This is a genomic window from Streptomyces sp. NPDC053673, from assembly GCF_055585225.1.
Window position 1 is genome coordinate 119,613 of sequence record NZ_JBVJKN010000013.1, and the last position, 24,315, is coordinate 143,927.

23 protein-coding genes are annotated in these 24,315 nt (G+C 71.2%); 18 read left to right on the forward strand and 5 right to left on the reverse strand.

The features are described from left to right. Positions 1–103: 103 nt before the first annotated feature. Positions 104–994: a universal stress protein gene (locus ACZ6ZQ_RS20120; RefSeq protein ID WP_469769859.1), complete on the reverse strand. Its 891-nt coding sequence runs from the start codon at positions 992–994 to the stop codon at positions 104–106. 537 nt (positions 995–1,531) lie between these two features. Here ACZ6ZQ_RS20120 and ACZ6ZQ_RS20125 point away from each other — a divergent pair. After that, positions 1,532–2,035 carry a metallophosphoesterase family protein gene (locus ACZ6ZQ_RS20125; RefSeq protein WP_469769860.1) on the forward strand — a complete coding sequence of 168 codons (504 nt, stop codon included), beginning with the start codon at positions 1,532–1,534 and terminating at the stop codon, positions 2,033–2,035. Positions 2,036–2,098: 63 nt separating this feature from the next. On the opposite strand, the gene ACZ6ZQ_RS20130 is transcribed toward ACZ6ZQ_RS20125, so the two are convergent. Continuing rightward, complete coding sequence (locus tag ACZ6ZQ_RS20130) at positions 2,099–3,733, reverse strand: FAD-dependent oxidoreductase (RefSeq protein ID WP_469769861.1); 1,635 nt, start codon at positions 3,731–3,733, stop codon at positions 2,099–2,101. A 262-nt stretch (positions 3,734–3,995) separates the two neighbouring features. On the opposite strand from ACZ6ZQ_RS20130, the gene ACZ6ZQ_RS20135 reads away from it, so the two are divergent. The 7 genes from ACZ6ZQ_RS20135 to ACZ6ZQ_RS20165 all read left to right on the forward strand — a co-directional run bounded on the left by ACZ6ZQ_RS20135 (position 3,996) and on the right by ACZ6ZQ_RS20165 (position 9,336). Further along, a complete protein-coding gene (locus ACZ6ZQ_RS20135; protein WP_469769862.1) occupies positions 3,996–5,117 on the forward strand; it encodes a SchA/CurD-like domain-containing protein in 1,122 nt (373 codons plus the stop codon). Between the two features lie 134 nt (positions 5,118–5,251). After that, positions 5,252–5,692, forward strand: a complete 441-nt coding sequence (locus tag ACZ6ZQ_RS20140) for a cupin domain-containing protein (RefSeq protein ID WP_469769863.1) — start codon at positions 5,252–5,254, stop codon at positions 5,690–5,692. Further along, a complete protein-coding gene (locus ACZ6ZQ_RS20145) occupies positions 5,689–6,957 on the forward strand; it encodes a beta-ketoacyl-[acyl-carrier-protein] synthase family protein (RefSeq protein ID WP_469769864.1) in 1,269 nt (422 codons plus the stop codon). The genes ACZ6ZQ_RS20140 and ACZ6ZQ_RS20145 overlap by 4 nt, the downstream gene beginning before the upstream one ends. Beyond that, the gene (locus tag ACZ6ZQ_RS20150) at positions 6,954–8,204 is read left to right on the forward strand and encodes a ketosynthase chain-length factor (protein WP_469769865.1); all 1,251 of its coding nucleotides are present in this window, start codon (positions 6,954–6,956) and stop codon (positions 8,202–8,204) included. Before ACZ6ZQ_RS20145 ends, ACZ6ZQ_RS20150 begins: the two co-directional genes overlap by 4 nt. Positions 8,205–8,221: 17 nt before the next feature. Beyond that, a complete protein-coding gene (locus tag ACZ6ZQ_RS20155) occupies positions 8,222–8,488 on the forward strand; it encodes an acyl carrier protein (protein WP_453665712.1) in 267 nt (88 codons plus the stop codon). 1 nt (position 8,489) lies between these two features. Beyond that, entirely contained in the window at positions 8,490–8,969 is a 480-nt protein-coding gene (locus tag ACZ6ZQ_RS20160; RefSeq protein WP_469769866.1) for an SRPBCC family protein, read from the forward strand. 34 nt (positions 8,970–9,003) lie between these two features. Beyond that, entirely contained in the window at positions 9,004–9,336 is a 333-nt protein-coding gene (locus ACZ6ZQ_RS20165) for a TcmI family type II polyketide cyclase (protein WP_469769867.1), read from the forward strand. Positions 9,337–9,426: 90 nt separating this feature from the next. Here ACZ6ZQ_RS20165 and ACZ6ZQ_RS20170 read toward each other — a convergent pair whose 3' ends face one another. The 3 genes from ACZ6ZQ_RS20170 to ACZ6ZQ_RS20180 form a co-directional block, all read right to left on the reverse strand. Beyond that, positions 9,427–10,464, reverse strand: a complete 1,038-nt coding sequence (locus tag ACZ6ZQ_RS20170; protein WP_469769868.1) for a methyltransferase — start codon at positions 10,462–10,464, stop codon at positions 9,427–9,429. Then, positions 10,461–11,522, reverse strand: a complete 1,062-nt coding sequence (locus ACZ6ZQ_RS20175; RefSeq protein WP_469769869.1) for a right-handed parallel beta-helix repeat-containing protein — start codon at positions 11,520–11,522, stop codon at positions 10,461–10,463. Before ACZ6ZQ_RS20175 ends, ACZ6ZQ_RS20170 begins: the two co-directional genes overlap by 4 nt. A gap of 76 nt (positions 11,523–11,598) precedes the next feature. After that, positions 11,599–12,462, reverse strand: coding sequence for a (2Fe-2S)-binding protein (locus ACZ6ZQ_RS20180; RefSeq protein ID WP_469769870.1), 864 nt, complete (start codon positions 12,460–12,462; stop codon positions 11,599–11,601). A 264-nt stretch (positions 12,463–12,726) separates the two neighbouring features. Between ACZ6ZQ_RS20180 and ACZ6ZQ_RS20185 the strand changes: the two genes are divergently transcribed. The 10 genes from ACZ6ZQ_RS20185 to ACZ6ZQ_RS20230 all read left to right on the forward strand — a co-directional run bounded on the left by ACZ6ZQ_RS20185 (position 12,727) and on the right by ACZ6ZQ_RS20230 (position 24,309). Then, on the forward strand, positions 12,727–13,920 hold the full coding sequence (locus ACZ6ZQ_RS20185; RefSeq protein WP_469769871.1) for an ATP-grasp domain-containing protein: 1,194 nt from the start codon (positions 12,727–12,729) through the stop codon (positions 13,918–13,920). Continuing rightward, complete coding sequence (locus ACZ6ZQ_RS20190) at positions 13,917–15,692, forward strand: IucA/IucC family protein (protein ID WP_469769872.1); 1,776 nt, start codon at positions 13,917–13,919, stop codon at positions 15,690–15,692. The genes ACZ6ZQ_RS20185 and ACZ6ZQ_RS20190 overlap by 4 nt, the downstream gene beginning before the upstream one ends. After that, positions 15,689–17,431: an IucA/IucC family protein gene (locus ACZ6ZQ_RS20195; RefSeq protein ID WP_469769873.1), complete on the forward strand. Its 1,743-nt coding sequence runs from the start codon at positions 15,689–15,691 to the stop codon at positions 17,429–17,431. The genes ACZ6ZQ_RS20190 and ACZ6ZQ_RS20195 overlap by 4 nt, the downstream gene beginning before the upstream one ends. Next, complete coding sequence (locus tag ACZ6ZQ_RS20200; RefSeq protein WP_469769874.1) at positions 17,428–18,633, forward strand: type III PLP-dependent enzyme; 1,206 nt, start codon at positions 17,428–17,430, stop codon at positions 18,631–18,633. Before ACZ6ZQ_RS20195 ends, ACZ6ZQ_RS20200 begins: the two co-directional genes overlap by 4 nt. A 15-nt stretch (positions 18,634–18,648) precedes the next feature. Beyond that, positions 18,649–19,008: a S8 family serine peptidase gene (locus ACZ6ZQ_RS20205; protein WP_469769875.1), complete on the forward strand. Its 360-nt coding sequence runs from the start codon at positions 18,649–18,651 to the stop codon at positions 19,006–19,008. Between the two features lie 442 nt (positions 19,009–19,450). After that, positions 19,451–21,301 (forward strand): phage tail sheath C-terminal domain-containing protein, encoded by a 1,851-nt coding sequence (locus tag ACZ6ZQ_RS20210; protein WP_469769876.1) that lies wholly within the window; start codon positions 19,451–19,453, stop codon positions 21,299–21,301. A gap of 36 nt (positions 21,302–21,337) precedes the next feature. Beyond that, on the forward strand, positions 21,338–21,862 hold the full coding sequence (locus ACZ6ZQ_RS20215) for a phage tail protein (RefSeq protein WP_159694533.1): 525 nt from the start codon (positions 21,338–21,340) through the stop codon (positions 21,860–21,862). A 109-nt stretch (positions 21,863–21,971) separates the two neighbouring features. Beyond that, positions 21,972–22,730, forward strand: coding sequence for a T4 family baseplate hub assembly chaperone (locus ACZ6ZQ_RS20220; protein WP_469769877.1), 759 nt, complete (start codon positions 21,972–21,974; stop codon positions 22,728–22,730). After that, a complete protein-coding gene (locus ACZ6ZQ_RS20225; RefSeq protein WP_469769878.1) occupies positions 22,723–23,451 on the forward strand; it encodes a hypothetical protein in 729 nt (242 codons plus the stop codon). The genes ACZ6ZQ_RS20220 and ACZ6ZQ_RS20225 overlap by 8 nt, the downstream gene beginning before the upstream one ends. 12 nt (positions 23,452–23,463) lie before the next feature. Beyond that, on the forward strand, positions 23,464–24,309 hold the full coding sequence (locus tag ACZ6ZQ_RS20230) for a Pvc16 family protein (protein ID WP_469769879.1): 846 nt from the start codon (positions 23,464–23,466) through the stop codon (positions 24,307–24,309). Positions 24,310–24,315 lie beyond the last annotated feature (6 nt).

A 24,315-nucleotide genomic window follows, 5' to 3' on the forward strand; every position in this document is an offset into this window, starting at 1 on the left:
TAGCAGTGCCGCACCCGTCCGCGCCTCCGCGGGTCACGCGCCGTACGTGTGCCGGTCCCGGGGTGAGCCGGCCGACGGCCCGGGCGGCGCCAGGCCTTGCCAGTCAGTGAGTGGCCCTGTGGACCACCGCCACCGGGCACGCGGCCGTGTGCAGCACTTCGGAACTCACCGACCCCAGCAGCAGCCTGCGCAGCCCGGAACGCCCGTGGGAGCCGACGACCAGGAGAGCCGCGCCCTGCGATGCGTCCGCCAGCAGGGTCGCCGGGCGGAGGCGCTCCACGCGCACGTCGACCTGTACTTCCGGATACCGGTCACGATGGCTGTCCGCCACTTCCCGCAGGGACGTCCGCAGCGCCTCGTCGCGGATCTCGAAGTCCGGCTCGACCATGCCGGGGCCGGACGGCACCTCCCCCAGATGGAAGCTCCCGTGCACCAGCTCCAGGCGCGCCCCGCGCAGGGCCGCCTCGGCGTAGGCCACCTCCAGGGCCTCCTCGGCGGGGTCGGAGACGTCCACGCCGGCCACGACCCGGTTCTCCGCCGCCGCGGAGACCTCACCGGGACGGACGACGAAGACCGGGCATGCCGAGTGCGTGGCCACCTGCCAGCTCACCGAGCCCAGCGCCAGCCGGGCGAAGCCCCCGCTTCCCCGGTGACCCACCACCACCCAGGGGACTTCGGAGGACCGCTCAAGGAGCACCGCGGCCGGCCTGCCACCGACCGACTCCGAGGTGACCGGCAGGCCGGGGAACTCCGACTCGACCAGCGTCACGAGCGGAGTCAGGACCTCTGCTCCCGGACCGTCCGGAGCGGGCGGCTCCCCCGGCTTCTCGCCTGCGGCGGCCGGGGCCCGGTGCTCGACGACGTGCAGGACGTGCAGCGGCCTGCCGTGCAGGGAGGCCTGCTGGGCAGCGTAACGTACGACGTCCTCCTGGCCACTCCCCTTGTCGACACCCACCAGTACCGGTCGTTCTGATGTCTCGGCGGCGTCCGGCATGAGCGCTCCCTGTTCGAGGCTGACGTCTGCGGGCGCGTCAGCTGCTGCGGTATCCGGATTGTGCCGCTCCGGCCGGGACAATCCGGCCATCCCGGCCGAGGGAGGTCATGGTGTTTCTTCGCGTGCTGAAGTGGAGGGTCCCCTTCCGCCACCAGGAGGGAGGGACCCCGCCGCAGCCGCCCCTCTCCCCCGGAGGACTCCGGGGCGGCCGGGCCCGGGCGATTGCTTCGCAGTGATGCGGCGGCGCTCCGCGCCGCCCCGTTGAGGATGATCAGAGGTAGAACGGGCGTGACACGACGTCCCGGATGCGGACACGCTGGTCCCGCCTGGTGCGCGGGTGTGTGCGCGGGCGTATCGTCTCGGCCGTGACCGGCACCCGGCGGGTCCCGTCCCCCGGACCCCGAAGACCTCGGCGAGGACCGCGACCGGACCTTCGGCAACGGGGTCGTCCTCCTGCGCCACCTGCGTGCCGGGCCCGGGGACCCGTACGAGCCGGTGGCGAAGGCCCGGCCGATAGCGCGAAGCGGGAGGTGGCCGGTGCGGCTGTTGCTGATGTCCGACACCCATGTGCCCAGGCGTGCCCGGCAGCTGCCCGATGAGGTCCTCGCTGAGACCGAGCGGGCCGATGTGGTGATCCATGCGGGCGACTGGGTGGATTCGGCCACCCTCGATCTGCTCGAAGCGCGGGCACGGCGTCTCGTCGCCGTGTTCGGCAACAACGACGGCCCCGAGCTGCGGGCCCGGCTGTCCGAGGTGGCGCGCGCGGAACTCGGCGGGCTGCACTTCGGCGTCGTCCATGAGACGGGTGCCGCGCAGGGCCGTGAGCGGCGGTGCGCGGAGCGCTTCCCCGATCTGGACGTACTCGTCTTCGGGCACAGTCACATCCCGTGGGACACCACCGCTCAGGGCGGTCTGCGGCTGCTCAACCCGGGGTCGCCGACGGACCGGCGGCGGCAGCCGTACTGCACCTACATGACCGCGGTGGCCGCGCACGGGGAGCTGACGCAGGTACGTCTGCACCGGCTGCCGCCCCGGACCTGACGGCATACCGGCTCCGCGGCCCCGCCGGCGCCCCACCTGTGGAGACACCGGCGGAGTGAACCGTCAGGAGCGGTGCAGCAGCGCCTTCATGGCATCGAACAGGGTCGCCTCCGGGTCGGACACGGCTTCCGCCGAGCGCCAGGCCACGAATCCGTCCGGGCGTACGAGTACCGCGCCCGCGGCCGTCGTGCCGTGCAGCTCGGCCCAGTCCGCACCCGCTTCGGGTACCAGATCGGCGTCGGGTCCCGCGCCGATGCGGTAGGCGTCCAGTGTGATCGAAAGCCGCTCGGCGACGCGTGCCGCCGACTTGTGCCAGGCCGCGCCACCCGATCCGGTCAGGAGCACGAAGGACCGCTCGTACAGGTCCAGCGTGGACAGCCGCATGTCGCCGGGCCGGTTCAGCCACATGTGCGGGGCGCGGCTGCCGGGTTCGCCCGAGAGCTGCATCCGTTCGGGTACGACGGCCAGTTCGGGGTCGGCGCCGAGGACGGCGCCGCGCGGATAGCGGTAGCCCATGGCGACGGTGAGCATCCCGCTCTGCCTGCCGCCGGCCATGCCCGGAGCGGGGGCGTACCCCGGGTGGCTGTGCTCCGCCGACCGGGCCGAGGCGCGCGCGCTGGTGGCCCGGGCCACCGGACGGCGCTCCACGTCGTACGTCTCCAGCAGTCCGGGGCCGGCCGAGCCGTCCAGGACCAGAGCGAGTTTCCAGGCGAGGTTGTGCGCGTCCTGGATTCCGGTGTTCGAGCCGAACGCGCCGGTCGGGGACATCTCGTGGGCGGAGTCCCCGGCGAGGAAGACCCGTCCCGCCCCGTACCGCTCGGCGACGCGTTCCGCCGCGTGCCACGGGGCCTTGCCGGTGATCTCGACGTCGATGTCGGGGGCACCGGTCGCCCTGCGGATGTATGCGATGCAGCGTTCGTCGGTGAAGTCGTCCAGCGTCTCCCCGCGGTCGGGCTGCCAGGGGGCGTGGAAGACCCAGTTCTCCACGTTGTCCACCGGCAGCAGAGCGCCGTCCGCCTCGGGGTCGGTGAGGTAGCAGACGATGAAGCGCCGGTCGCCGACGACGTCGGCGAGCGCACGTGAGCGGAAGGTGATGCTCACGTTGTGGAACAGGTCGCCCTGGCCCGTCCTGCCGATGCCGAGCTGCTCCCGGACGGGGCTGCGGGGCCCGTCGGCGGCGACCAGGTAGTCCGCGCGCACCGTGCTGCGCCTGCCCGTCTCGCGGCTCTGCACGACCGCGGTGACTCCGTGCGGGTCCTGCTCGAAGGAGAGCAGCTCGGTGGAGTACCGCAGATCGCCCCCGAGCTTGCGGGCGCAGTCCAGCAGCACCGGTTCCAGGTCGTTCTGACTGCACACGCACCACGAGGAAGGGCTGAACCGGGCGAGACCGCCTCCGGGGTCGATCTCCTTGAACAGCCATTCGTCGTCACCGATGAGCGACGGCGCCTGGAGGATGCCGTGGTTCTTCGCGAGGACGGATGCGGCGTCGTGGATGTGCTGCTCGGCACCGGCCACCCGGAACAGCTCCATCGTCCGCACATTGTTGCCACGGCCGCGCGGATGCCTCGAAGTGCCCGCGTGTCTCTCGACCAGCATGTGCTCGACACCGATACGGCCCAGAAACAGCGATGCCGAAAGGCCCACCAGGGAGCCGCCCACGATCAGGACCGGTACGCGCTCGTCGACGTTGTCTTCCATCAGTTGCTCCAGCTCCAGCCGCCGGTACGGGGAATGGAGTTTCCATGCCCTTGCGGGAGGGCCTCGATCGCCCGTTCACCCACCTGGTTCACACATCTCGCGCCACCCGTGGTACCGGCACAGGATCGAAGCCGGACCGCCGCATCGTCTCAGCGGTGCACGGCCGTCCGTACCTGTCGGAACTCGCGCTCGGAATCCCCGAGAGCCGGCCGTGCCACAGCACGCGGCGGCCTCACTGTCTCGAAGGAGAGGCGTGGAAATCATGACAACGCTGAGCGAACGTATATCTCAGTCGGCCTTCGATGGCTCCAGGCTGCGCGTCGTACTGCTGCTGGACCTCCACGACGGCGCACAGCAGAACTTCCTCAAGGCGTACGAGCACATGCGCAACCAGGTGGCTTCGGTACCCGGCCACATCAGCGACCAGCTGTGCCAGTCCATCGAGAACCCCTCGCAGTGGCTGATCACCAGCGAATGGGAGAGTGCGCCGCCGTTCCTCGACTGGGTGAACAGCGAGGAGCATGTGGAGACGGTCCGGCCCCTGCACAACTGCGTACGGGACACCCGGTCGCTGCGCTTCAGCGTCCTGCGCGAGACGGGCAAGCTCCACACTTCCGTCGAGGCCTCGCAGATCGGTGGTGGCCTGCAGCCCTTCCCGCGGGTGGGTGACGGTGTCGTGCGGCACGCCCTCACCTTCACCGTCAAGCCCGGCAGCGAGCCGGTCGTGGCGGAGATCCTCGCGGGATACGACTCGCCGGCGGCACAGGTCGACGAGCACACCCGGCTGCGGCGTACCTCGCTGTTCATGCACGGGAACCGGGTCGTACGGGCCGTCGAGGTGCAGGGCGACCTGTTCGCCGCACTGCGCCACGTCGCCCGGCAGCCCGAGGTCAGGGCGGTCGAGGAGGCCATCAACCCGTACCTGGAGCAGGACCGGGATCTCAACGACCAGGACTCGGCACGGGTCTTCTTCACCCGGGCGGCGCTTCCGGCGGTGCACCATCTCGCGACCGCCGGCAAGGGGCACCCGGACGTCAAGCGGCACGCGCTGTTCTACCCGGCCAAGCCGGGCTGCGGCATGGCGCTCGCCCGGCTGCTCGCGCAGCAGGACGAGGCGGCGGCGGACGACCCGTCGGCGCCTGTCGACAGCAGCACCATCTTCCAGCGCGACGACATCGTCGTACGGCTGGTCGATGTGCGCGGCGCCATCGACACGCACCCGCTGCTGGCGCTCGGCGCCCACGGCCCGCGCAAGGCGGCCATGCTGGCGCGGCTGCTGGACGACGACGCGGTCGGCGGCAGCACGTCGGCCACGGACGAGGACATGGCGCTCTTCCTGAAGAAGGCCGACATGCGTCTGATCACCGACCGCCGGGCCCCCTGAACCACGGCTGCCGGGCCCGAACCGTCCGTCCGGCGCCAGGCGGTGCGGTGCGCGTACATCGCACCACACGCACACCGCACCGCGCACACAACGAACCGCCGGCACCACGCCATCCGGCCATGGAGGAACCAGTCATGACCACACCGCATCGCATCGTCGACCTGAGCGAGACCCAGCCCAATCGCAGGCGCGGAGGCGATTTGCGCGCCATGCTCACGCCCACCGCCGTGGGTGCCACGAGCGGCTTCATGGGCCTGGCGATCGTGGAGTCCGGCGACCGCATCGGCGAGCACTACCACCCGTACTCCGAGGAGTTCGTGTACGTCGTCAGTGGCGAACTCGAAGTCGACCTGGACGACGAGACGTTTCCGATCCGGCCGGACCAGGGGCTGCTGATCCCGCCTTACGTGCGGCACCGGTTCCGCAACGTGGGCAGCACGGAAGCCCGGATGGTCTTCCACCTGGGTCCGCTGGCCCCGCGTCCGGAACTCGGCCATGTCGACACCGAGGAGACACCTGCCATGGAGAGCGTCGGACAGCACCGTCCGCCCGAACGCACCGGGACGGCTTCATGACCCGGCGGGTAGCGGTCACCGGCGTCGGCATAGTGGCGCCAGGAGGTGTCGGCATACCGGCGTTCTGGGACCTCCTGGCCAACGGCCGCACGGCGACGCGCGGCATCACTCTCTTCGACCCGACCGGGTTCCGCTCGCGGATCGCCGCCGAGTGCGACTTCGATCCGACGGCCCACGGCCTCGGCCCGGAGGAGACCCAGCGCGCCGACCGGTACGTGCAGTTCGCCATGGTCGCCGCCCGGGAGGCGCTGCGGGACGCCGGGCTCGACCCGGAGCGGGAGGACCCCTGGCGGATCGGGGTGTCCCTGGGCACCGCGGTCGGCGGAACCACCCGTCTGGAGCACGACTACGTCAAGGTCAGCAGTTCGGGCCGGCGCTGGGACGTGGACCACAGCGAGGCGGAGCCGCATCTGCACCGCGCTTTCTCGCCCAGTGCCCTCGCCTCCGAGGTCGCCGAACAGGCCGGCGCCCACGGCCCGGTGCAGACCGTCTCCACGGGATGCACCTCGGGTCTCGACGCGATCGGCTACGCCTTCCACGCCATAGAGGAGGGCAGGGTCGACGTCTGCATCGCGGGCGCGTCGGACTCGCCGATATCCCCCATCACGGTGGCCTGCTTCGACGCGATCAAGGCGACCTCCGCGAACAACGACGACCCGGCCCATGCCTCCCGCCCCTTCGACGCCCACCGGGACGGATTCGTCATGGGTGAAGGCGGGGCCGTGCTCGTCCTGGAAGAGCTCGAACACGCGCGTGCCCGCGGCGCGACGGTGTACTGCGAGGTCGGTGGCTACGCCACGTTCGGCAACGCGTACCACATGACCGGTCTCACCCGGGAGGGCCTGGAAATGGCCCGCGCGATCGGCAGCGCGATCGGCCATGCCCGTATCGACGCGTCGGACATCGACTATGTCAACGCGCACGGCTCGGGTACGCAGCAGAACGACCGGCACGAGACCGCCGCAGTGAAGCAGTCGCTCGGAACGCACGCCTACAAGGTTCCGATGAGTTCCATCAAATCCATGGTGGGTCACTCGCTCGGGGCCATCGGGGCGATAGAGATCGTCGCCTGTGTGCTGGCGCTGGCCAACCAGGTGGTGCCGCCGACGGCGAACTACGAGACCCCCGACCCCGAGTGCGATCTCGACTATGTGCCACGCACCGCGCGCGCTCTCAAGCTGCGCAACGTGCTCTCGGTCGGCAGTGGCTTCGGCGGATTCCAGTCCGCCGTGGTCCTCACCCGGCCAGGAGGGAGGACACGATGAGTCCTCGGCAGGACCGGCGTCCGGCCGTCACCGGAATCGGCGTCATCGCCCCCAACGGGGTCGGCACCGACGCCTTCTGGAAGTCCACACGCGAAGGCGTCAGCGTCCTCGACCACGTGACGCGTGAAGGCTGCGAGCATCTGCCGGTCCGTGTCGCCGGCGAAGTGCGCGGCTTCGATCCCGAATCGCTGGTCGAGGAGCGCTACCTCGTCCAGACCGACCGGTTCACGCATTTCGCCATGGCGGCTGCCGACATGGCACTGTCCGACGCGCGGATAGCCACCGGTGACTACAGCGACTCCCCGTTCGCGGTGGGAGTGGTCACCGCAGCCGGTTCCGGTGGCGGCGAGTTCGGCCAGCGTGAGCTGCAGCGGCTGTGGGGCCAGGGTTCCCGCTATGTCGGTCCGTACCAGTCCATCGCCTGGTTCTACGCGGCGAGCACCGGACAGATCTCGATCCGCGGCGGGTTCAAGGGCCCCTGCGGTGTTGTGGCCAGCGACGAGGCGGGCGGACTCGACGCCCTCGCGCACGCCGCCCGGGCGATCGAGCGGGGCACCGACGCCGTCGTCATCGGCGCGGCCGAGGCGCCGCTGGCGCCGTACTCGCTCGTGTGCCAGCTCGGCTACCGGGAACTGAGCACCTGCGAGGAACCGGCGCACGCCTACCGGCCGTTCACCTCGGGCGCGTGCGGTTTCGTGCCCGCGGAGGGCGGCGCCATGCTGGTCGTCGAGGAGGAGTCGGCGGCCCGCCGCCGTGGCGTCGCCGTCCGGGCCGTCGTGGCCGGGCACGCGGCGACGTTCACCGGGGCCTCCCGGTGGGAGGAGTCCCGAGAGGGGCTGGCGCACGCGATCCGTGGTGCTCTGACGGACGCCGCCTGCGCCCCTGACGAGATCGACGTGGTCTTCGCGGACGCGCTCGGCATCCCGGAGGCCGACCGGGCCGAGGCGCTGGCGATCGCCGACGCACTGGGCCCGCACGGTCTGCGTGTGCCGGTGACGGCCCCCAAGAGCGGCACGGGCCGGGCCTACTGCGGAGCGCCCGTGCTGGACGCGGCCGCCGCCGTCCTCTCCATGCAGGACGGTCTCGTACCGCCCACGCCCAATGTCTCCGACGTGTGCCACGACCTGGAAGTGGTGACCGGCAGGGCCCGCCCCGCCGAGTTGCGCACGGCCCTGGTGCTGAGCCGAGGACTCATGGGTTCGAACGCGGCGCTCGTGCTGCGGCACGGCGCCGACACCCCCGAGTGAGAAGTGAGGACTCTCTCATGACGACGCAAATCACCAAACTGACCATCGAGGAGCTGGCCGCTCTGATGAAGAAGGGCGCCGGAATCACCGTCGACCCCGTCGAGATGGGCGGCCGGCCCGAAGCACGGTTCGACGAGTACGGCCTCGACTCGCTCGGCCTGCTGGGCATCGTGGGCGAGCTGGAGAACCGCTACGGCCAGGCGCTGCCCCCCGACGCGGACCGCTGCAAGACCCCGCGTGAATTCCTCGACCTCGTCAACAATTCCCTCATGGCAGGAGCCTGAAGTGTCCGGGCACACCGAGAACAAGATCACCATCGACGCGCCCCTCGACCTCGTCTGGGACGTGACCAACGACATCGAGAACTGGCCCCAGCTGTTCAGCGAGTACGCGTCCGTCGAGATCATGGACCGCAGGAACAACAAGACGACGTTCCGGCTCACCATGCATCCCGACGAGAACGGCAAGGTCTGGAGCTGGGTGTCGGAGCGCGAGACCGACCGGAAGGCGCTGACGGTCCGTGCCCGCCGCGTCGAGACCGGCCCCTTCCAGCACATGGACATCCGCTGGGAGTACACGCAAACACCGCACGGTGTCCTGATGCACTGGACGCAGGACTTCGCGATGAAGCCGGACGCCCCGGTCGACGACGACTGGATGACCGACAACATCAACCGGAACTCCCGTATCCAGATGGAGCTCATCAGGGACAAGATCGAGCAGCGCGCCCGCGAGCGCGAGGCCGTCCCGGTCACCTCCGAGTGACACCGACCGACACCGACCGAAGGGATTCTCCCTGATGCACCAGGCTCTGATCGTCGCCCGTATGGCACCGGACTCGGCCGCCAACATCGCCAAGGTGTTCGAGGCCTCGGACCGGGGCGAACTGCCGGACCTCGTCGGGGTCACCCGGCGCAGCCTCTTCCAGTTCGGCGATGTCTATCTCCATCTGATCGAAGCCGACCGGCCGCCGGGACCGGCGGTCGCCAAGGTGGCGGACCACCCGGCCTTCCGGGACATCAGCCAGCAGCTCTCCGCCTATGTCAGCGCGTACGACCCGCAGACCTGGCGGAGCCCGAAGGACGCCATGGCCCACGAGTTCTACCGCTGGGAGCGTGACGCCAGGGTGTGACGCCAGGGGTGTGACGCCTACGCAACGTCGCCGGCTCCGCGTGCGGACGCGGAGCCGGCGACGCGTCGTGGCCGGAACGGATCCCGGCGATCAGGCGCCGGGGGTGATGCTCTCGAACGCGTGCAGATACGCGTTGACCGGACGGACGTCGCCGACGATCAGACCGGCGTCCGCCATCCTGCTGATCATGCTCTGCTGGGTGTGCTTCGCACCACCCACGTTGAGCAGCAGCATCAGGTCCATCGAGGTGGTGAACTTCATCGACGGGGTGTCGTCGACGAGGTTCTCGATGACCACCACCCTGGCTCCCGGGCGGGCGGCCCGGACGACATTGCCCAGGGTTCTGCGGGTGCTGTCGTCGTCCCATTCCAGGATGTTCTTGATGATGTAGACATCGGCCTCGACGGGCATGGCCTCCCGGCAGTCCCCGGCGACGATGGTGACGCGGTCGGCGAGCGAGCCGCCCTCGCGCAGCCGCGGGTCCGCGCCTGCCACCACACGGGGTAGGTCCAGCAGCGTTCCCCGGATGCCGGGGTACTTCTCCAGCAGGCTCGCCAGGACGTGCCCCTGACCGCCGCCGATGTCCGCGACCGTCGACGCTCCCGCGAGGTCGAGGAGCTGCGCCACGTCACGGGCCGACTGCATGCTGGACGTGGTCATGGCCCGGTTGAAGACGTGCGCCGACTCGTGCGCGTCCTCGTGGAGGTAGTCGAAGAAGCCCTTGCCGTAGAGCCCGTCGAAGACGCTCTTGCCGGACCGCACCGCCTCGTCGAGGATCGGCCAGGCGTCCCAGGTCCAGGGCTCGGTGCACCAGAGCGAGATGTACTTCAGGCTGTGCGGGTCGTCCTCGCGGAGCAGCCGGGACATCTCCGTGTGCGCGAAGGTGCCGTCCTCGGTCTCGGTGAAGATCCCGTAGCAGGTCAGCGCGCGCAGCATCCGCCGCAGCGCCCGCGGCTCGGCCTTCACCGAGGCCGCCAGTTCCTCCGCGGTCGCGGGGCTCTCCCCCAGCGCGTCGGCGACGCCGAGCCGGGCCGCGGCCCGCACGGCGCCGGCGCACGCCGCCCCGAAGACGAGCTCCCGCAGTTGCATGGACGGCGGGGTGGCCGTCGTTGCACCTGCGGTGCTCATGAGCACCGCCCTGCCTTCTCGGCGGTCTTGCAGTAGTTGCCGGAGAAGGTGTTGGCCTTACCGGTGTCACGGTTGGCGAGGTCCGCCGGCCGGTTGCTCATCAGCACGTTGTCCCTGATGGCGTTGCGGGTGCTCGGGGCGCCCACGATGCTCTTGAAGAGCACGATTCCGCCGGAGAACGGGGACGTGCCGGTGTTGCCCCAGACCAGGTTGGACTCGACGACGGCGTCCTCGACGCCGGTCAGGACGATGCCCGCGCCCTGGATCCTGGGCAGCCGGGCGGTCTTCGGGCAGGACTTGTTGTTGTGGTGGACATGGTTGCCGCGGACGGCCAGGTCCCCGGTCCGCGGGACGCCCTCGTCGCCGACGACGAACATGCCCGCGCAGTTGGAGTGGAGCTCGTTGTGCTGGACGGTGAGGTTCCTGAGCCGTCTGACGGTGAGCCCGATCCGGTTGCCCGTCAGAAGGTTGCCGGTGACCAGGGTGCGCCGGGTGTTGACGGCGCCGGCCTCGGTGTCGGTGGTGTTCGACACGAAGATTCCGGACTCGGCGTTGTTGCGGGCCGTGTTCTCCCGGATCACGGATCGCAGGGACCGCTCCTCGGCGATGCCCCAGTTGCCGTTCTTCTCCGAGGTCACGCGACGGATGATCAGTTTGTTGGTGCGCGAGGCCCAGATGCCGTTCTTCTTGAACCCCGAAACCCTCAGCGAGCGGATCTGTACGTTCTGGGCGGGCTTCGCGGCCGTGCCGAGGACGCAGATCCCGTTCCCCGCCTGCGCGCAGGCGTTCTTGGCCGCCCCGGTGGACGGCTTGATGACGGTCCGTGCCCCCACCCCGATCAGGGTCAGGTCCGACTTCTTGATGAGAACGCTCTCGTGGTAGGTGCCGGGTGCGACGGAGATGGTGTCACCCGGCTTCGCCGCGTTCACGGCGGCCTGGATCGACTCCCCCGGATGTACGTCGTGTGTGACTCCGGCCTGGGCCGGCGCTGCCGCGCCCAGCCCTGTGGTCATCATGAGAGCGACGCATCCGAGGTACGTGATCTGTCGTTTCGTCATGAGGAGAAATTATGTGGCGAATAAGGCAAATTGCCACATCTCTGACCCAACAGGCGCGTGTCGTGACAGAAGGGTCTCAGGCGGGCACGTCTCCCTCGAACCGGCGCAGTCGCTCCGCGTCGCAGGTCCGCGGGCAGGTGCCGCAGGCCTCCGCCGGGCGGATCGTGTAGTACAGGCAGCAGCCGAGACGCGTGCGGGTCGGGTACGACCGTCCGTCGCGGCCCGTCAGCCGGCGGAAGCCGGCGCCGCCGGGGAACGGCGGCAGCGGCCCGGGCAGCAGCTCCCCCGCCGCGTGTACGCCCCGCTCCTCCTCCCCCAGCACCCGGCCGAGGTTCCAGATGCCGGAGACCAGATCGTCGCCCACCATCCCCCACATCGCGCGCGGCCCGCGCCGCAGCCGCGGACCGATCGCGGCCAGCAGGGGGCGTACATGGTCGGCGACCGCGGCACGCAGTTCGGCCCGCAGCGCCTCTCCGTGCGCCACCACGCGCACGCCCGGCAGCCCGGCCGCGGGATCGCCGGGCAGGCACGCGAAGCCGCCGGGGACGACGGCGAAGGCCCCCGTGGTCAGACCGACCCGGACGTCCTGCGGGCGGATCCGCGGTACGCGACGATCGAGGTACCAGGGGCCGCTCATCAGCAGGCAGACGGTCCAGAGGTAGTCGTGCAGCGCGCGCGACGCGACGACATCCGGCCGGGCGGTGTGCGCGTGACGGTCCCGGATACGCAGGGCCTCGGAATCGAGGAGGGCGTCGAGGAGTTCCGGACGGACCGCCAGTTCCGCACCGTCGGCCCAGCCTTGACCGGCCGGCGTGCCGGGTGCCGCGATCTCCATCTCCCACGAGGGGAGGAGCCCGGCGATCCGCCGACAGGTGCGGGCGAGCAGGGCGGAACAACTCACGGCAGGTCCGGCCAGTGGCGATGCCGGGGCCAGGGTCACGGGCGCTCCTCAGCACGAAGACGAACAGCGGGACGGCGAACAGACGAGCAGCAGTGAGACGGACAGCGGGCGCGTTGCACCGCGGACGCGTTGAACAACAGTGCACTAAGGCAAGGCTCACCTTAACCACATCGGTGATCGCGAACGCCAACCGGGGCCGTGTCGCGGCGAATTGACAAACTTAGGTGTGCCTAACTTAGGCTCTCGGCTCGTGATCCAGAACAATCACGGGTCACACGGCTCCGTGCACGAAAGCGATCCCTCATGCAGCTGTACCTGCTCGCCCTGAACCCGACCGACTCGGTCACCGAGGGATTCCTCCCCGCCGCCCGCCGGCTCGGGCTCCATGTCACCTTGCTCACCGATCAGCCCGCGGCGCACCGCGCCGTCGCCCCGGACACCGAGCTGATCGAGTGCGACGTGCGCGACTTCCGCGCCGTGATCAGCCGGATCTCGGCCCATCGCAACCCCGACGCGGTCTTCACCAACAGCGACCATCTGCAGACCCAGGCCGCCCTGGCGGCCGACTACTTCGGCCTTCCCGCCAAGAGCTGGCAGGCCACGCTGCGTGCCAAGGACAAGGCGGAAATGCGCCGCCGCCTCGCCGCCGCCGGCGCCGACACCGTCGGGTCCGTGGAGCTCGCCCCCGGGCAGGACCCGGCCGCCGCGGTCGCCGCTCTCGGCAGGCCGTACCCGTACGTGGTCAAACCGCGTGAGGGCGTGGCGAGCGAGGACGTCTTCCTGGTCGAGGACGTGCGGGACCTGGTACGGCGCTGCGCGGAGATCCGGGCGCGCCGGCCGCGGTCGGCGCTGGTTGTCGAGGAGTACCTGCCCGGCGAGCTGTACACCCTGGAAACGCTCGGCGACGGCCGCATACGCCATGTGCTGGGCGGCTTCCACACCGAGCTGTCCCCTCCCCCGTACTTCGTCGAGGAGCGGCTCACCTACGTCCCGGCGCATCCCGAACCCGTCGTGGAACAGGTCCTGTCCCAACTGGGCGCGCTCGGTGTGGGGTTCGGTGCCTGTCACACGGAGTTCGTGGTGCACGAGGGACGCGCGCGCATCATCGAGGTCAACTACCGTGCCATCGGCGACCAGTGCGACCTGCTCCTCGCCCGGCTGCTCGACGTGCCGCTGTTCGAGCACATCCTCCGCACCCATCTGGGCGAGCCGCTGCCGGCGGACCTGCACGCACGGACCGACGGCGCGGCCCGGCTCGACTATCCGTGCGCGGAGCGCGCCGGAACGCTGACCGCCGCCCCCGCCGCGGCCGAATTCGAGGACGACGGCGTGCGCCTGACATACCGGCCGCTGCGCCGGATCGGCGAGCGGCACGAGCTGTACCGCACCAACCGCGACTTCCTGGGCGTCGTCCGGGCCACCGGCACCGACCAGAAGAGCGTGGACCGGGCCGTGACCGGCTTTCTCGCCGCACAGCGCTGGGAGATCACGCCGTGACGGTGCCGACGGAACCCGCCGGCGCGACCGGGACGACGGCCGAGGCGGAGCTGCTCCTGCGGGTGCTCGGCGCGCTGCTGCGCGAGGACGTCGTGCGGCTGCGCTCCGGCAGTGCCGTGGTGGAGCGCCCGGACGGCATCTGGCTGCGGCTGGCGACCGCCGGTTCGGACGCGCTGCTCCTGCCGGTCCGCGAGGACGGGTTCCAGTGCGCGTGGACCGCCCGGCTGCCGCTGCTGCGCCGCGAGTCCGACGGGAGCGAACTGACCACCTGCGAGGACGTCCTGGACGCACTGGCCGCCCTCGCCGAACCTGCGGACCGTGGCGGCTTCGGCGCCTTCGCCGAGGAGTGCCGGCAGACGCTCACCACCATGCGGCTGCACGCCCGGACCGAGGACGAAGTCCTCGGGGCGCTGGCCGCGCGCAACGGAGCCGACCCCGCGCACTGGACCGGGCTCGCCGCCGCTCCCGCCCATGACGCCCTCGCCGCCCGTCTCGACCACCCCGTCTATCCGACCGCACGCGGGCGCTCGGGGCTCAGGCCCGGCCAACTGCGCGCGTACGCACCCGAGTTCCACCCCCGTTTCGCCCTGCGCTGGCTGGCTCTCCCCAGGGACGCGGTCACCCTCCAGGGGCCGAGCCTCGCACCGCCCCCCTCGGAACTCGGGCTGCCGGGACTCGACAGCAGCCATCTCGCTCTCCCCGTGCATCCCCTGTCCGTGGGCGGCCCCCTGCGGGACGCCCTGCGCGCCGCCGGACTCGAGGACCGGGCGGTCCTGGCCGACCGGCCGCACCTGGAGGTCGTACCGACCCTGTCCATGCGGACCGTGGCCCTCGCCGACCGCCCCGGCGTCCATCTCAAACTGCCCCTGGCCATCTCCACCCTGGGCCGGCTCAACCGGCGCACCATCAAGCCCGGCACACTCGTCGACGGTGCCGCCGCGCAGCGACTGCTGCGGACCGTGACCGCACGGGAGCCCCGTTTCCGGGACACTGTCCTGCACGCCGACGAGACGCACTTCGCCCATGCCGGCCACGAGCAGCTCGCCGTGCTCCTGCGGCGCTGGCCCGCCGGCCTGGACGACGCCGTCGTGGTACCCATGGCCGCGCTGCTGAGCCGGGCTCCCGGCGGCCGGCTGGTCATCGACCACCTCGCCGACCGCTTCTACGGCGGCGATCCGCTCACCCTCCTCGACGCCGCGCTCACCCTGCTGTTCGACTGGCAGACCACGCTCTTCGGATACGGGATCGCCCTGGAGTCCCATCAGCAGAACGTGTCACTCGTCATGGACGAGCGGTCGGGCCACCCGCGCCTGCGGCTGCTGCTCAAGGACAACGACGGCCCGCGCATCAACAGCGTCCGGCTGCGTGCGGCACTCGGCGCGGACGCGCCGGACCCGGCGGCGTTCGACGACCGCCGGATCCTCGGCGACAGCGACGGCCCGGTCGTGGACCTGTTCACCACCATCACCGTCCATCTGTGCGCGGGCGCCTACGCCTTCGGACTCGCCCGGCACGGCCGCGCCCCGCTGGACCGCCTGCTGGGGCTCGTACGTGACCGGCTCGCCGAGGCCGTGGAACGGCTCGGGACGCGGCCCGGGGAGCCGGGAGCCGTGCTGCGCGCACACGTCCTGGACGCGGCGCGGCTGCCCGTCAAGGCGATGGTGACCGCGGGGACCCTGCTCGCCAAGGACCGTTCGGGAGCGTCCGACATCAACAAGCACTACACGACCGGCCCCAACTACCTGCTGCGGGGAGAGTTCACGCGGCGATGACCTCCATCCACTCTTCCGCCCATCACTCCGCCCTGGCGGGCAAGCCCACCGCGGACGACGCCGTGGCGCACACCCTCCTCAACTGTCTGCTCCGTGAGGTGTCGGGACCGGAGCACCGGACCGCTGTCATCGGCGGCCGTCTGCTGCTGCGCCTGCCACGGCTGGGCGTGCTGCTCCGGGTGGCCCTTCGCCGTACGTCCCTCCTCGGGGCGCACCGCTTCACCGGTCCGGTCGAGGAGCAGACCGACGGCGGCTGGTCCGCACTCGACTGGGCGGGCCTCGCCCGGTACATCCACGCGGAGCTCTCGCTCCGTACGGGCGTACGCAACGACGAGTTCCTGGACCAGGTCGCCTCCAGCCATCAGGGGGTCGCGGCGGCCCTCGCCCTCCCTCGCCGGGCCGCCGCCGGCAGCGGTCCACTCGCCGACTACCTCGCCTCCGAGCAGTCCCTCGTCCTCGGCCACCGCTTCCACCCCACCCCCAAGGCCCGCGGCGGCGACCCCGCCGCCTGGTCGGCGTACGCCCCCGAAGCCGCCGCCTCCTTCCCGCTCCGCCTGCTCGCCGTCCGCGACGACCTGATCGTCCAGGAGTCGGCGGAGCCGGGCGCCGCCGACCCGCTGGACCGGCTGGGGCCGGTGCCCGAGGGGTACCGGCTGCTGCCGGCCCACCCCTGGCAGTACGTACTGCTGCACGAGCACCCGGCGCTGCGGGGTGCCCTCGGCCGGGGCGACATCCTCGACCTCGGCCCCGGCCGTACCCCGTTCGCCGCCACCGCGTCCGTCCGCACCCTTTACGACGGCGACACGTTCCTCAAGTTCAGCCTGAACGTCCGCATCACGAACTGCCTGCGCAAGAACGCCGGCTACGAACTCACCGGAGCGGTCCGGCTGACCGGACTGCTCGGCTCCGCACTGGCCGACCTGGCGGCCCGTTTCCCCGGCAGCGGCATGCTCCGCGAGCCCGCTTACCGCAGCCTCGCCCTGCCCGGCGCGGACGGCAGTCCGGTCCTCGCTCTCCTCGAGGGTTTCGGTGTGATCGTCCGTGAAGGCCTCGCCGGGCGGCTTCGCCCCGGTGTCACTCCGCTGCTCGCCGCGTCCGTGGCCGACGAGTACCCCCTGGGGCCCGCCCACATCTCCCGGCTGCTGGCCGATGCGGATCCGGCCACGGCCCTGGCGTGGTGGCGCGACTATCTGGACCTGCTCGTCCCGCCCGTCCTGGCCGCGTACTTCGACCACGGGCTGGTCCTCGAACCCCATCTGCAGAACGTCGTCGTCTGCGTGGACGCCGACGGCAGACCCGTACAGGTCCTCTTCCGCGACATGGAAGGCACCAAGCTGCTCCCCGAGCACCACGCCGCCGCGCTCGCCGCACTGCCCGCCGAGGTCGCGGGCCCCTTGACGTACGACGCCGGACGCGGCTGGGACCGGGTCGTCTACTGCCTGCTCGTGAACCATGTGGCCGAGATGCTCGCGGCCCTCGCCGATCTGCACCCGCAGACCGAGACCGCACTGTGGTCGCAGGTGCGCCGCACACTCCGGAACTACGCCGACGAACACGGCCGCCCACCGCGCCTGACCGCCCTGCTCGCGGGTGAACCGCTGCCGGCCAAGGCCAATCTGCTCACCCGCTGGGCACGCGCGGCCGACCGTACGGCGGGTTATGTCCGCCTGCCCTCCCCGCTCGCCGAGGACATGCTGTCCGGGGCGATCCCCGCCGACGACGACTGGAACGCCCGTTGACCACGACCCTGCTGAGCCCGGCGGTGCGCGAGCATGCACTGGCCCTCCCGGCCGACGGCCTGCCGGCGTATCTGTACGATCTGGCCGCACTGCGCGAGCACGCCGCGTCCGTCCGGTCGTCGCTGCCTGACCGCGTCGAGCTGTACTACGCCGCCAAGGCCAATCCCGAACAGGAGATCCTGACGGCTCTCGCCCCGTACGTGGACGGCTTCGAGGTCTCTTCCGGAGGCGAACTCGCCCATGTCGCCAAGGCCGTCCCGCAGCGGCCGCTCGCCTTCGGCGGCCCCGGGAAGACTCCCGCCGAGACGGTGGCGGCGCTCGAAGCGGGAGTGGAGCGCTTCCATGTGGAAAGCCCGTACGAGCTCCGGATGCTGGCGGACCTCGCCGCCCGCCACGCGCCCGCGGCACGCGTCGCGATCCTGCTCCGCTTCAACCTGCCGCTCGCCGACGGCTCGCTGAAAGCCAGTGCGCTCTCCATGGGCGGCCGCCCGACCCCGTTCGGCATGGACCCGTCCGAGGCCGACGCCATGGTCCGCCTCCTCACCGACGGCAGCCGGCCTCAGCTGGAGCTGCGCGGTGTCCACGCCCATCTGGCGAGCGGCCTCGGCGCCCGGGCCGAGCTCGCCGTGGCCGAGTCCGTCGTGACCTGGTCGGTGCGCCTCGCCGAGCGCCACGGCTTCCGCCTCCACGAGGTCAATGTCGGCGGCGGCATGACGGTCGACTACGCGGACCCCGGGGCCCGGTTCGACTGGGCCGCCTACGGGGCCGGGCTCGCCCGTCTCACCGCCGCCCACCCGGGCCTGCGGCTGCGCATCGAGCCGGGCCGCGCGCTCACGGCGTACTGCGGCTGGTACGCCACCGAGGTCCTGGACGTGAAGCAGAGCCACGGCGAGACCTTCGCGGTGGTCCGCGGTGGCACCCACCATCTGCGCACCCCGGCGACGAAGGGCCACGACCAGCCGTGCGCCGTGCTCCGCAGGGACACCTGGACCCACCCCTGGCCGCGGCCCGAGGCCGGCCAGGACCTGGTCACCGTGACCGGCCAGCTGTGCACCCCCAAGGACGTCCTCGCCCGCCGTGTCCCGGCGCAGGGCCTGCGGGCGGGCGACCTCGTGGTGTTCGCGCTGGCCGGGGCGTACGCGTGGAACATCTCCCACCACGAGTTCCTCATGCATCCGCGGCCCGGTTTCCACTTCCTGTAACGGCCGCCGGTCCTGATGCTGATCGTGCCGCCCGGCTGCGACACTGACGTCGCCCAGAGCCGGGCGGCGTTCGACTACCGGCTTCCCAACCCCGGCGACGGTACGCAGCCGGACGACGGCTGGGCGCTGTTCTCCGGTACGTCCGCGGCGGCACCCCAGATCGCGGGCGCGGCGGCGGTGCTCCTGGCGGTCCGGCCGGGGCTCGCACCCGCCCAGGTGACCGAGGCCCTGGCACGCACCGCCATCGACGTCACGGCGGGCAGCAACCACGTGCGATTCAACCGTCGGGCCCGTACCGGCCCCGACGAGGCCACCGGGGCGGGGCTCGTCAATGTCGGCGCCGCACTGGACTGCGTCCGCAGCCAGTTCCCGTAGCAGAGAGCGGCGGTCACGAAACCCCCCAATCCGCCGCCAAGTCGACACAAGGCGGCGCGCCGGAGCAGGCGTGATTCGGCCTGTTTCCCGCTCACCCGGCACAAATTCCCGTGAAGCGTTTGTGAACTCGTCTTCATATTCGACCCGCGATATCCCACTGACCACACCGAACGATCTCCACGAACTCTGACAGGTAATGATCAACGGTTGACCGAAAGGGTCCCTTGACCGCCCAACGAGGCGCGAACGAGACTCTCTTGAGGCACTCATGCATCAGGAGCCACAAGCACACGCGCATGCTGATGGCCCTGCGAGACCGATATCGCACGGGGTGTGTGACGGGGGAAAGCACGGAAGAGTACGCCTGCATATTTGACGCACGCATATGTCCTCTTCACCTCCCCTCCTCATCTCTTGGTGCGCGAAAGGGAATGGAGGGGGAATGCCGACGCACATGGGCTATCCCGGCGTATACATCGAAGAACTTCCCAGCAGCGTCCGTACCATCGCCTCGGTCACCACCTCGGTGACCGCGTTCGTGGGGCACACCCGCCGGGGTCCGCTCAATCAGCCGGTGCGGGTCACCAGCTTCGCGGACTTCGAGCGCCGCTTCGGCGGGCTCACCTCCCGCAGCGCCGTCAGCTATGCCGTGCACCAGTTCTTCGGCAACGGCGGCACCGTCGCGGTGATCGTCCGTGTGGCCAAGGCCGGCACCGGCGAGGAAGCCTGCGTCACGCTCAACTCGACCGAGGGCCACAGCGATTGCCCGGTGCTCGAGGTGCACGCCAAGGAGCCCGGTGTCTGGGGCTCGGGGCTGCGGATGGCCGTCGACCACGACACGCCCACCCCGGACAAGACGTTCAACCTCCATGTCCTCGACGCGCGCGGCGGGGCCCGCGAGTCCTTCACCGGCCTGTCGATGAACGCCGGGCACGGCCGCTTCGTGGAGACGGTCGTGAACGCCGGCTCCTCGCTCGTCCGCGTCAAGGCACTGGACGAGGACCGGCCCGACCCGTCCGGCACGGTCTCCAAGCCCTTCGCGGCCGAACTGCCCGGCCTGAACGTCGAGCTGAAGGTCAAGGTCGGCGATGTGGAGCGGGAGTTCACCCTCTACGAGCCCGACCACGACGGCGAGGCGCCGACCACGGTCACCGAGCTCGCCCTGCTGCTCGAACGGAAGCTCCGCGCACTGCCCGACGCCCCCGGCAAGCATGCCTTCGCCGGCGCCGAGGTCACCGCGTTCGGCCGCCGGCTCCAGGTCGTCGCGGGGTCCGTCGACCCCGACGACGTGGTGCGCTTCATCGGCGAATGCGCCAACGACCTGGGCCTGGAGGCCTCGGTCAACCCGCCCGTCTTCCCGCTCGAGGGCGGCAAGGACGGGGACCCGCCAGGACCGCGCGACCTCATCGGCAGCGAGGCCCGCAAGACCGGCGTACAGGCGCTGCGCGACGTCGACGACGTCAACCTGCTCTCCCTGCCGGAGCTCTCGGCGTACGAGTCGACCGACGACATGGTCACCGTGCTCTCCGCGGCCGAGCAGCTCTGCCGGGAACGGCGGATCTTCCTGCTCGTGGACTCGCCCTCGACATGGGGCAGCGTGGACGCCGCGCGGGCCGGGATCGGCGCGTTCGACAGTGTGCGCAGCGATCACGCGGCGCTGTACTTCCCGCATGTGCAGCTCACCGACCCGCTGACGGGCCGGCAGCGTGCCTTCCCGCCGTCGGGTGTCATCGCCGGCGTCATCGCCCGTACGGACGGTGAGCGCGGCGTGTGGAAGGCCCCGGCCGGGACCGAGGCGCGGCTGGCCGGTGTGCGCTCGCTGACGGTCAAGCTCACCGACCGGGAGAACGGGCTGCTGGGCCCGCTGGGCGTGAACTGCCTGCGCACCTTCCCGGTGGTCGGCCCGCTGGTCTGGGGCGCACGCACGCTCGAGGGCGCGGACGCGCTGATGAGCGAGTGGAAGTACGTGCCGGTGCGCCGGCTCGCGCTCCATGTCGAGGAGAGCCTCTACCGCGGTCTGCAGTGGGTGGTCTTCGAGCCCAACGACGAGCAGCTGTGGCAGCAGATCCGGCTGAAGGCGTCGGCGTATCTCAACGACCTCTTCCGGCAGGGCGCGTTCAAGGGCGCGACGCCGCGCGAGGCGTACTTCGTCAAATGCGACAAGGACACCACCACCGACGCCGACATCGAGCGCGGAGTGGTCAATGTCGTGATCGGCATCGCGCCGGTCAAGCCGGCGGAGTTCGTCATCGTGAAGATTCAGCAGGTCGCCGGGCAGTTCGACCTCTCGTAAACACGGACCCGAGAAAAAGGAACACGAAGGAAACCGATGGCTGAGTTCCAGGTAAACGCCCATCGCTTCGACCCCTACAAGAATTTCAAGTTCCTGGTCCTCTGGGACGGTCGAACGGTCGCGGGCATCAGCAAGATCAGTCCCCTCAAGCGCACCACGGAAGTGGTCAAGCACCGCCATGGCGGCGACCCCAGCTCGCCGCGCAAGTCGCCGGGCCGCTCCGAATTCGAGGGCGTCACGCTCGAACGCGGCGTCACCCATGACCCGGAGTTCGACCGCTGGGCCAACAAGGTCTGGCAGGTGGGCGCCGGACTCGGTTCGGAGGTCTCGCTGCGGGACTTCCGCAAGGACATCATCATCCAGGTCCTCAACGAGGCCGGGCAGGTGGCCGTCTCGCACAAGCTGTACCGGGCCTGGGTGAGCGAGTACCAGGTACTGGGCGAGCTGGACGCGAACGCGAACGCCGTCGCCATCCAGAGCGTCAAGCTCGAATGCGAGGGCTGGGAGCGCGACTACGAGGTGCCGGAGCCGGTCGAGCCCTCATTCACCCATCCGGCCTGACCACCACGAGAACACCACCAGATCACCACCTGAAGACACCTGAACACGCCTGAGCGCGTCCGGACCCGGGCATCGCTCGAACACCGCCTGCGCACCGAAGGGTTGAGGGATGACGCACGCCGCGCCGCCGACGGGGCCTGCCGACCTGCTCGCCACCTGGGAGGCCGGGCTGGCACAGCACGACCGGGGACGGTCACTGCTGCTGCACCGGGCGGCCCGTCCGGGAGCCGGCGCCGACGAGTTGCTGTCGATGCCGGTCGGCGAGCGCGAGGCGGACCTGTTCGCCCTGCGCCGGGCGCTGTTCGGGGAGCGCATGCAGGTGCGCGTCGAATGTGCGTCGTGCGGCGAGGCGATGGAGTTCGACCTCGACGCGACGCTGCTGGGTGAACGGACGCGGACACCGGCCGGGCCGCTGCGAGTGGAGGAGGGCGAGTGGGTCGTCGAGTTCCGGCTGCCCACCGTCGCCGACCTCGCGGCGGCCGGCACGGCACCGGATCCGGTCGAGGCACGCCGTCTGCTGCTGGCGCGCTGCACGGTCTCGGCGGCACGGGGCGGGGCGGCCGTCGCGCCGGAGCAACTCGCCGGTGTGCTGCCCGAGCGTGTGGCACAGCGGCTCGCCGAGGTGACCGAGGAGGCCGACCCGGCGGCCGATGTGACGCTGAACGTGGCCTGTCCCGAGTGCGGTGAGGCCACCCGGGCCGAGCTGCACATCACTTCCTATCTGTGGACCGAACTGGACAACTGGGCGCGCGACTTGATGCTCGACGTCCATCTGCTCGCCACCGCCTACGGGTGGAGCGAGCCGGAGATCCTGGCGCTCAGCCCGCTGCGGCGTCGTTACTACCTGGAGCTGTGCGCAGATGGCTGACTACTTCGACCGGCTGCTCGCCCGGTACACGCCGGTCGCCGCGGGCGGCGGTGCCGACGCCCCGGCGCGGGTGCGGCCGCGGCTGCCGGGCCCGTTCGAGCGGGTCGAGGCGCTGCGTACCGCGCCGCCCGAGCCCGACGGGCCGGCCGCACTGATCCCGTCGGCACCCGGGCCCGCTTTCGGACCCGCGGAGCACGTACATCACGGGCGCGAAGTGCGGACGGACAGGCTCACCGTCGTCCGGACCGGGACGCCGCGGCCCGGCGAGCCCGAGCGGCCCACCGCGCCGACCCCTGCGGGCCCTCTGCTGCGGCCCGCTGCGCACGCCGCTCCCGGGCCGCGTCCGGTGCCCCCCGACAGCGGCCCCGCGTCCCGGCGTCCGGCGTCGCCCGCGGTGGCGGACACGCCGCGGCGGACGCCGGCTCCCGCGGCGCGTGCCGCGGACCCCGCGCCCGCGCCCGTGGCCGCGGCCGCCGCACCGGCACGGCCGCGCAACGCCGACACCGCGGCCGCCCGTGGCCCGGCACTGAACGGCATCGGCAGGCGTGCGCCCCGGCCGGCCGAGCGCGTCGTGCACGTACAGATCGGCCGGCTCGAGGTGAGCGCCACCCCGCCGCCCGGCGCGAACCGCCCCGCCGCCGGCCACCCCGACCACACCGGACGGCGCGCACCCGCGCTGTCCCTGGACGACTACCTCGCGCGCGGCGAGAAGAGGGACTGAGGTACCGAGGTCATGAGCAACGCACTTGCCGTCGCGACGGTCACCCAGGCTCTGGCCCTGCTGATCGAGAGCAATCTGGGGCCCGAGATGGACATCGCGGTGAAGGTGGAGACGCGCAAACCGCCCGCCGAACCGCCGGCCGAACCGACCATCAACGTCTTCCTCTACCAGGTCACGCCCAACGCCTCGATGCGCAACCAGGACCTGCCCACACGTGCCTCGGACGGCACACTCGTCAAGCGGGCCGTGGCGGCGCTCGATCTGCACTATCTGATCAGCGCGTACGGGGAGGAGGCGGAGCTGGTCGGCCAGCGGCTGATCGGCTGCGTGGTACGGACGCTGCACGAAATCCCCGTGCTGCCCAAGGAGTTGATCGAGCTCGCGGCGGAGCGTCCGTATCTGGCGGGCAGCGATCTGGCTCAGTCACCGCAGAAGGTGCGGTTCACACCGACGGTGATGGACATCGACGAGACGTCCAAGCTGTGGGGAATGCTGCACCAGACCCCTTACACCCTCTCGGTGGCCTACCAGGCGTCGCTGGTACTGATCGAGGGCCGCGAGCGGCCGGTCCCGGCGAAGCCGGTGGAGCACCGGACGGTGCGGGCGCTGCCTTTCGGGGCGCCGGGTGCGCCGGTGCCGCCGGGCTCGGACGCGGTGGCGGAGCCCGTGCCCGCCGAGGCGGAGTCCGCCGAGCCGGGGTCCAGGGCCCCTGCCGCTCCTGCGCCTGCTGCTGCGTCCGCTCCCCCTCCCCCTCCCGCGCGGAAGCGGGCCGCCAGCAAGCGCTCCACGCCCGCCCGCGCCCGCAAGGCGACGGGACAGAGCCCGGGCGCTGCGGACGCGGACGGCAAGGAGAGCTGAGTCACG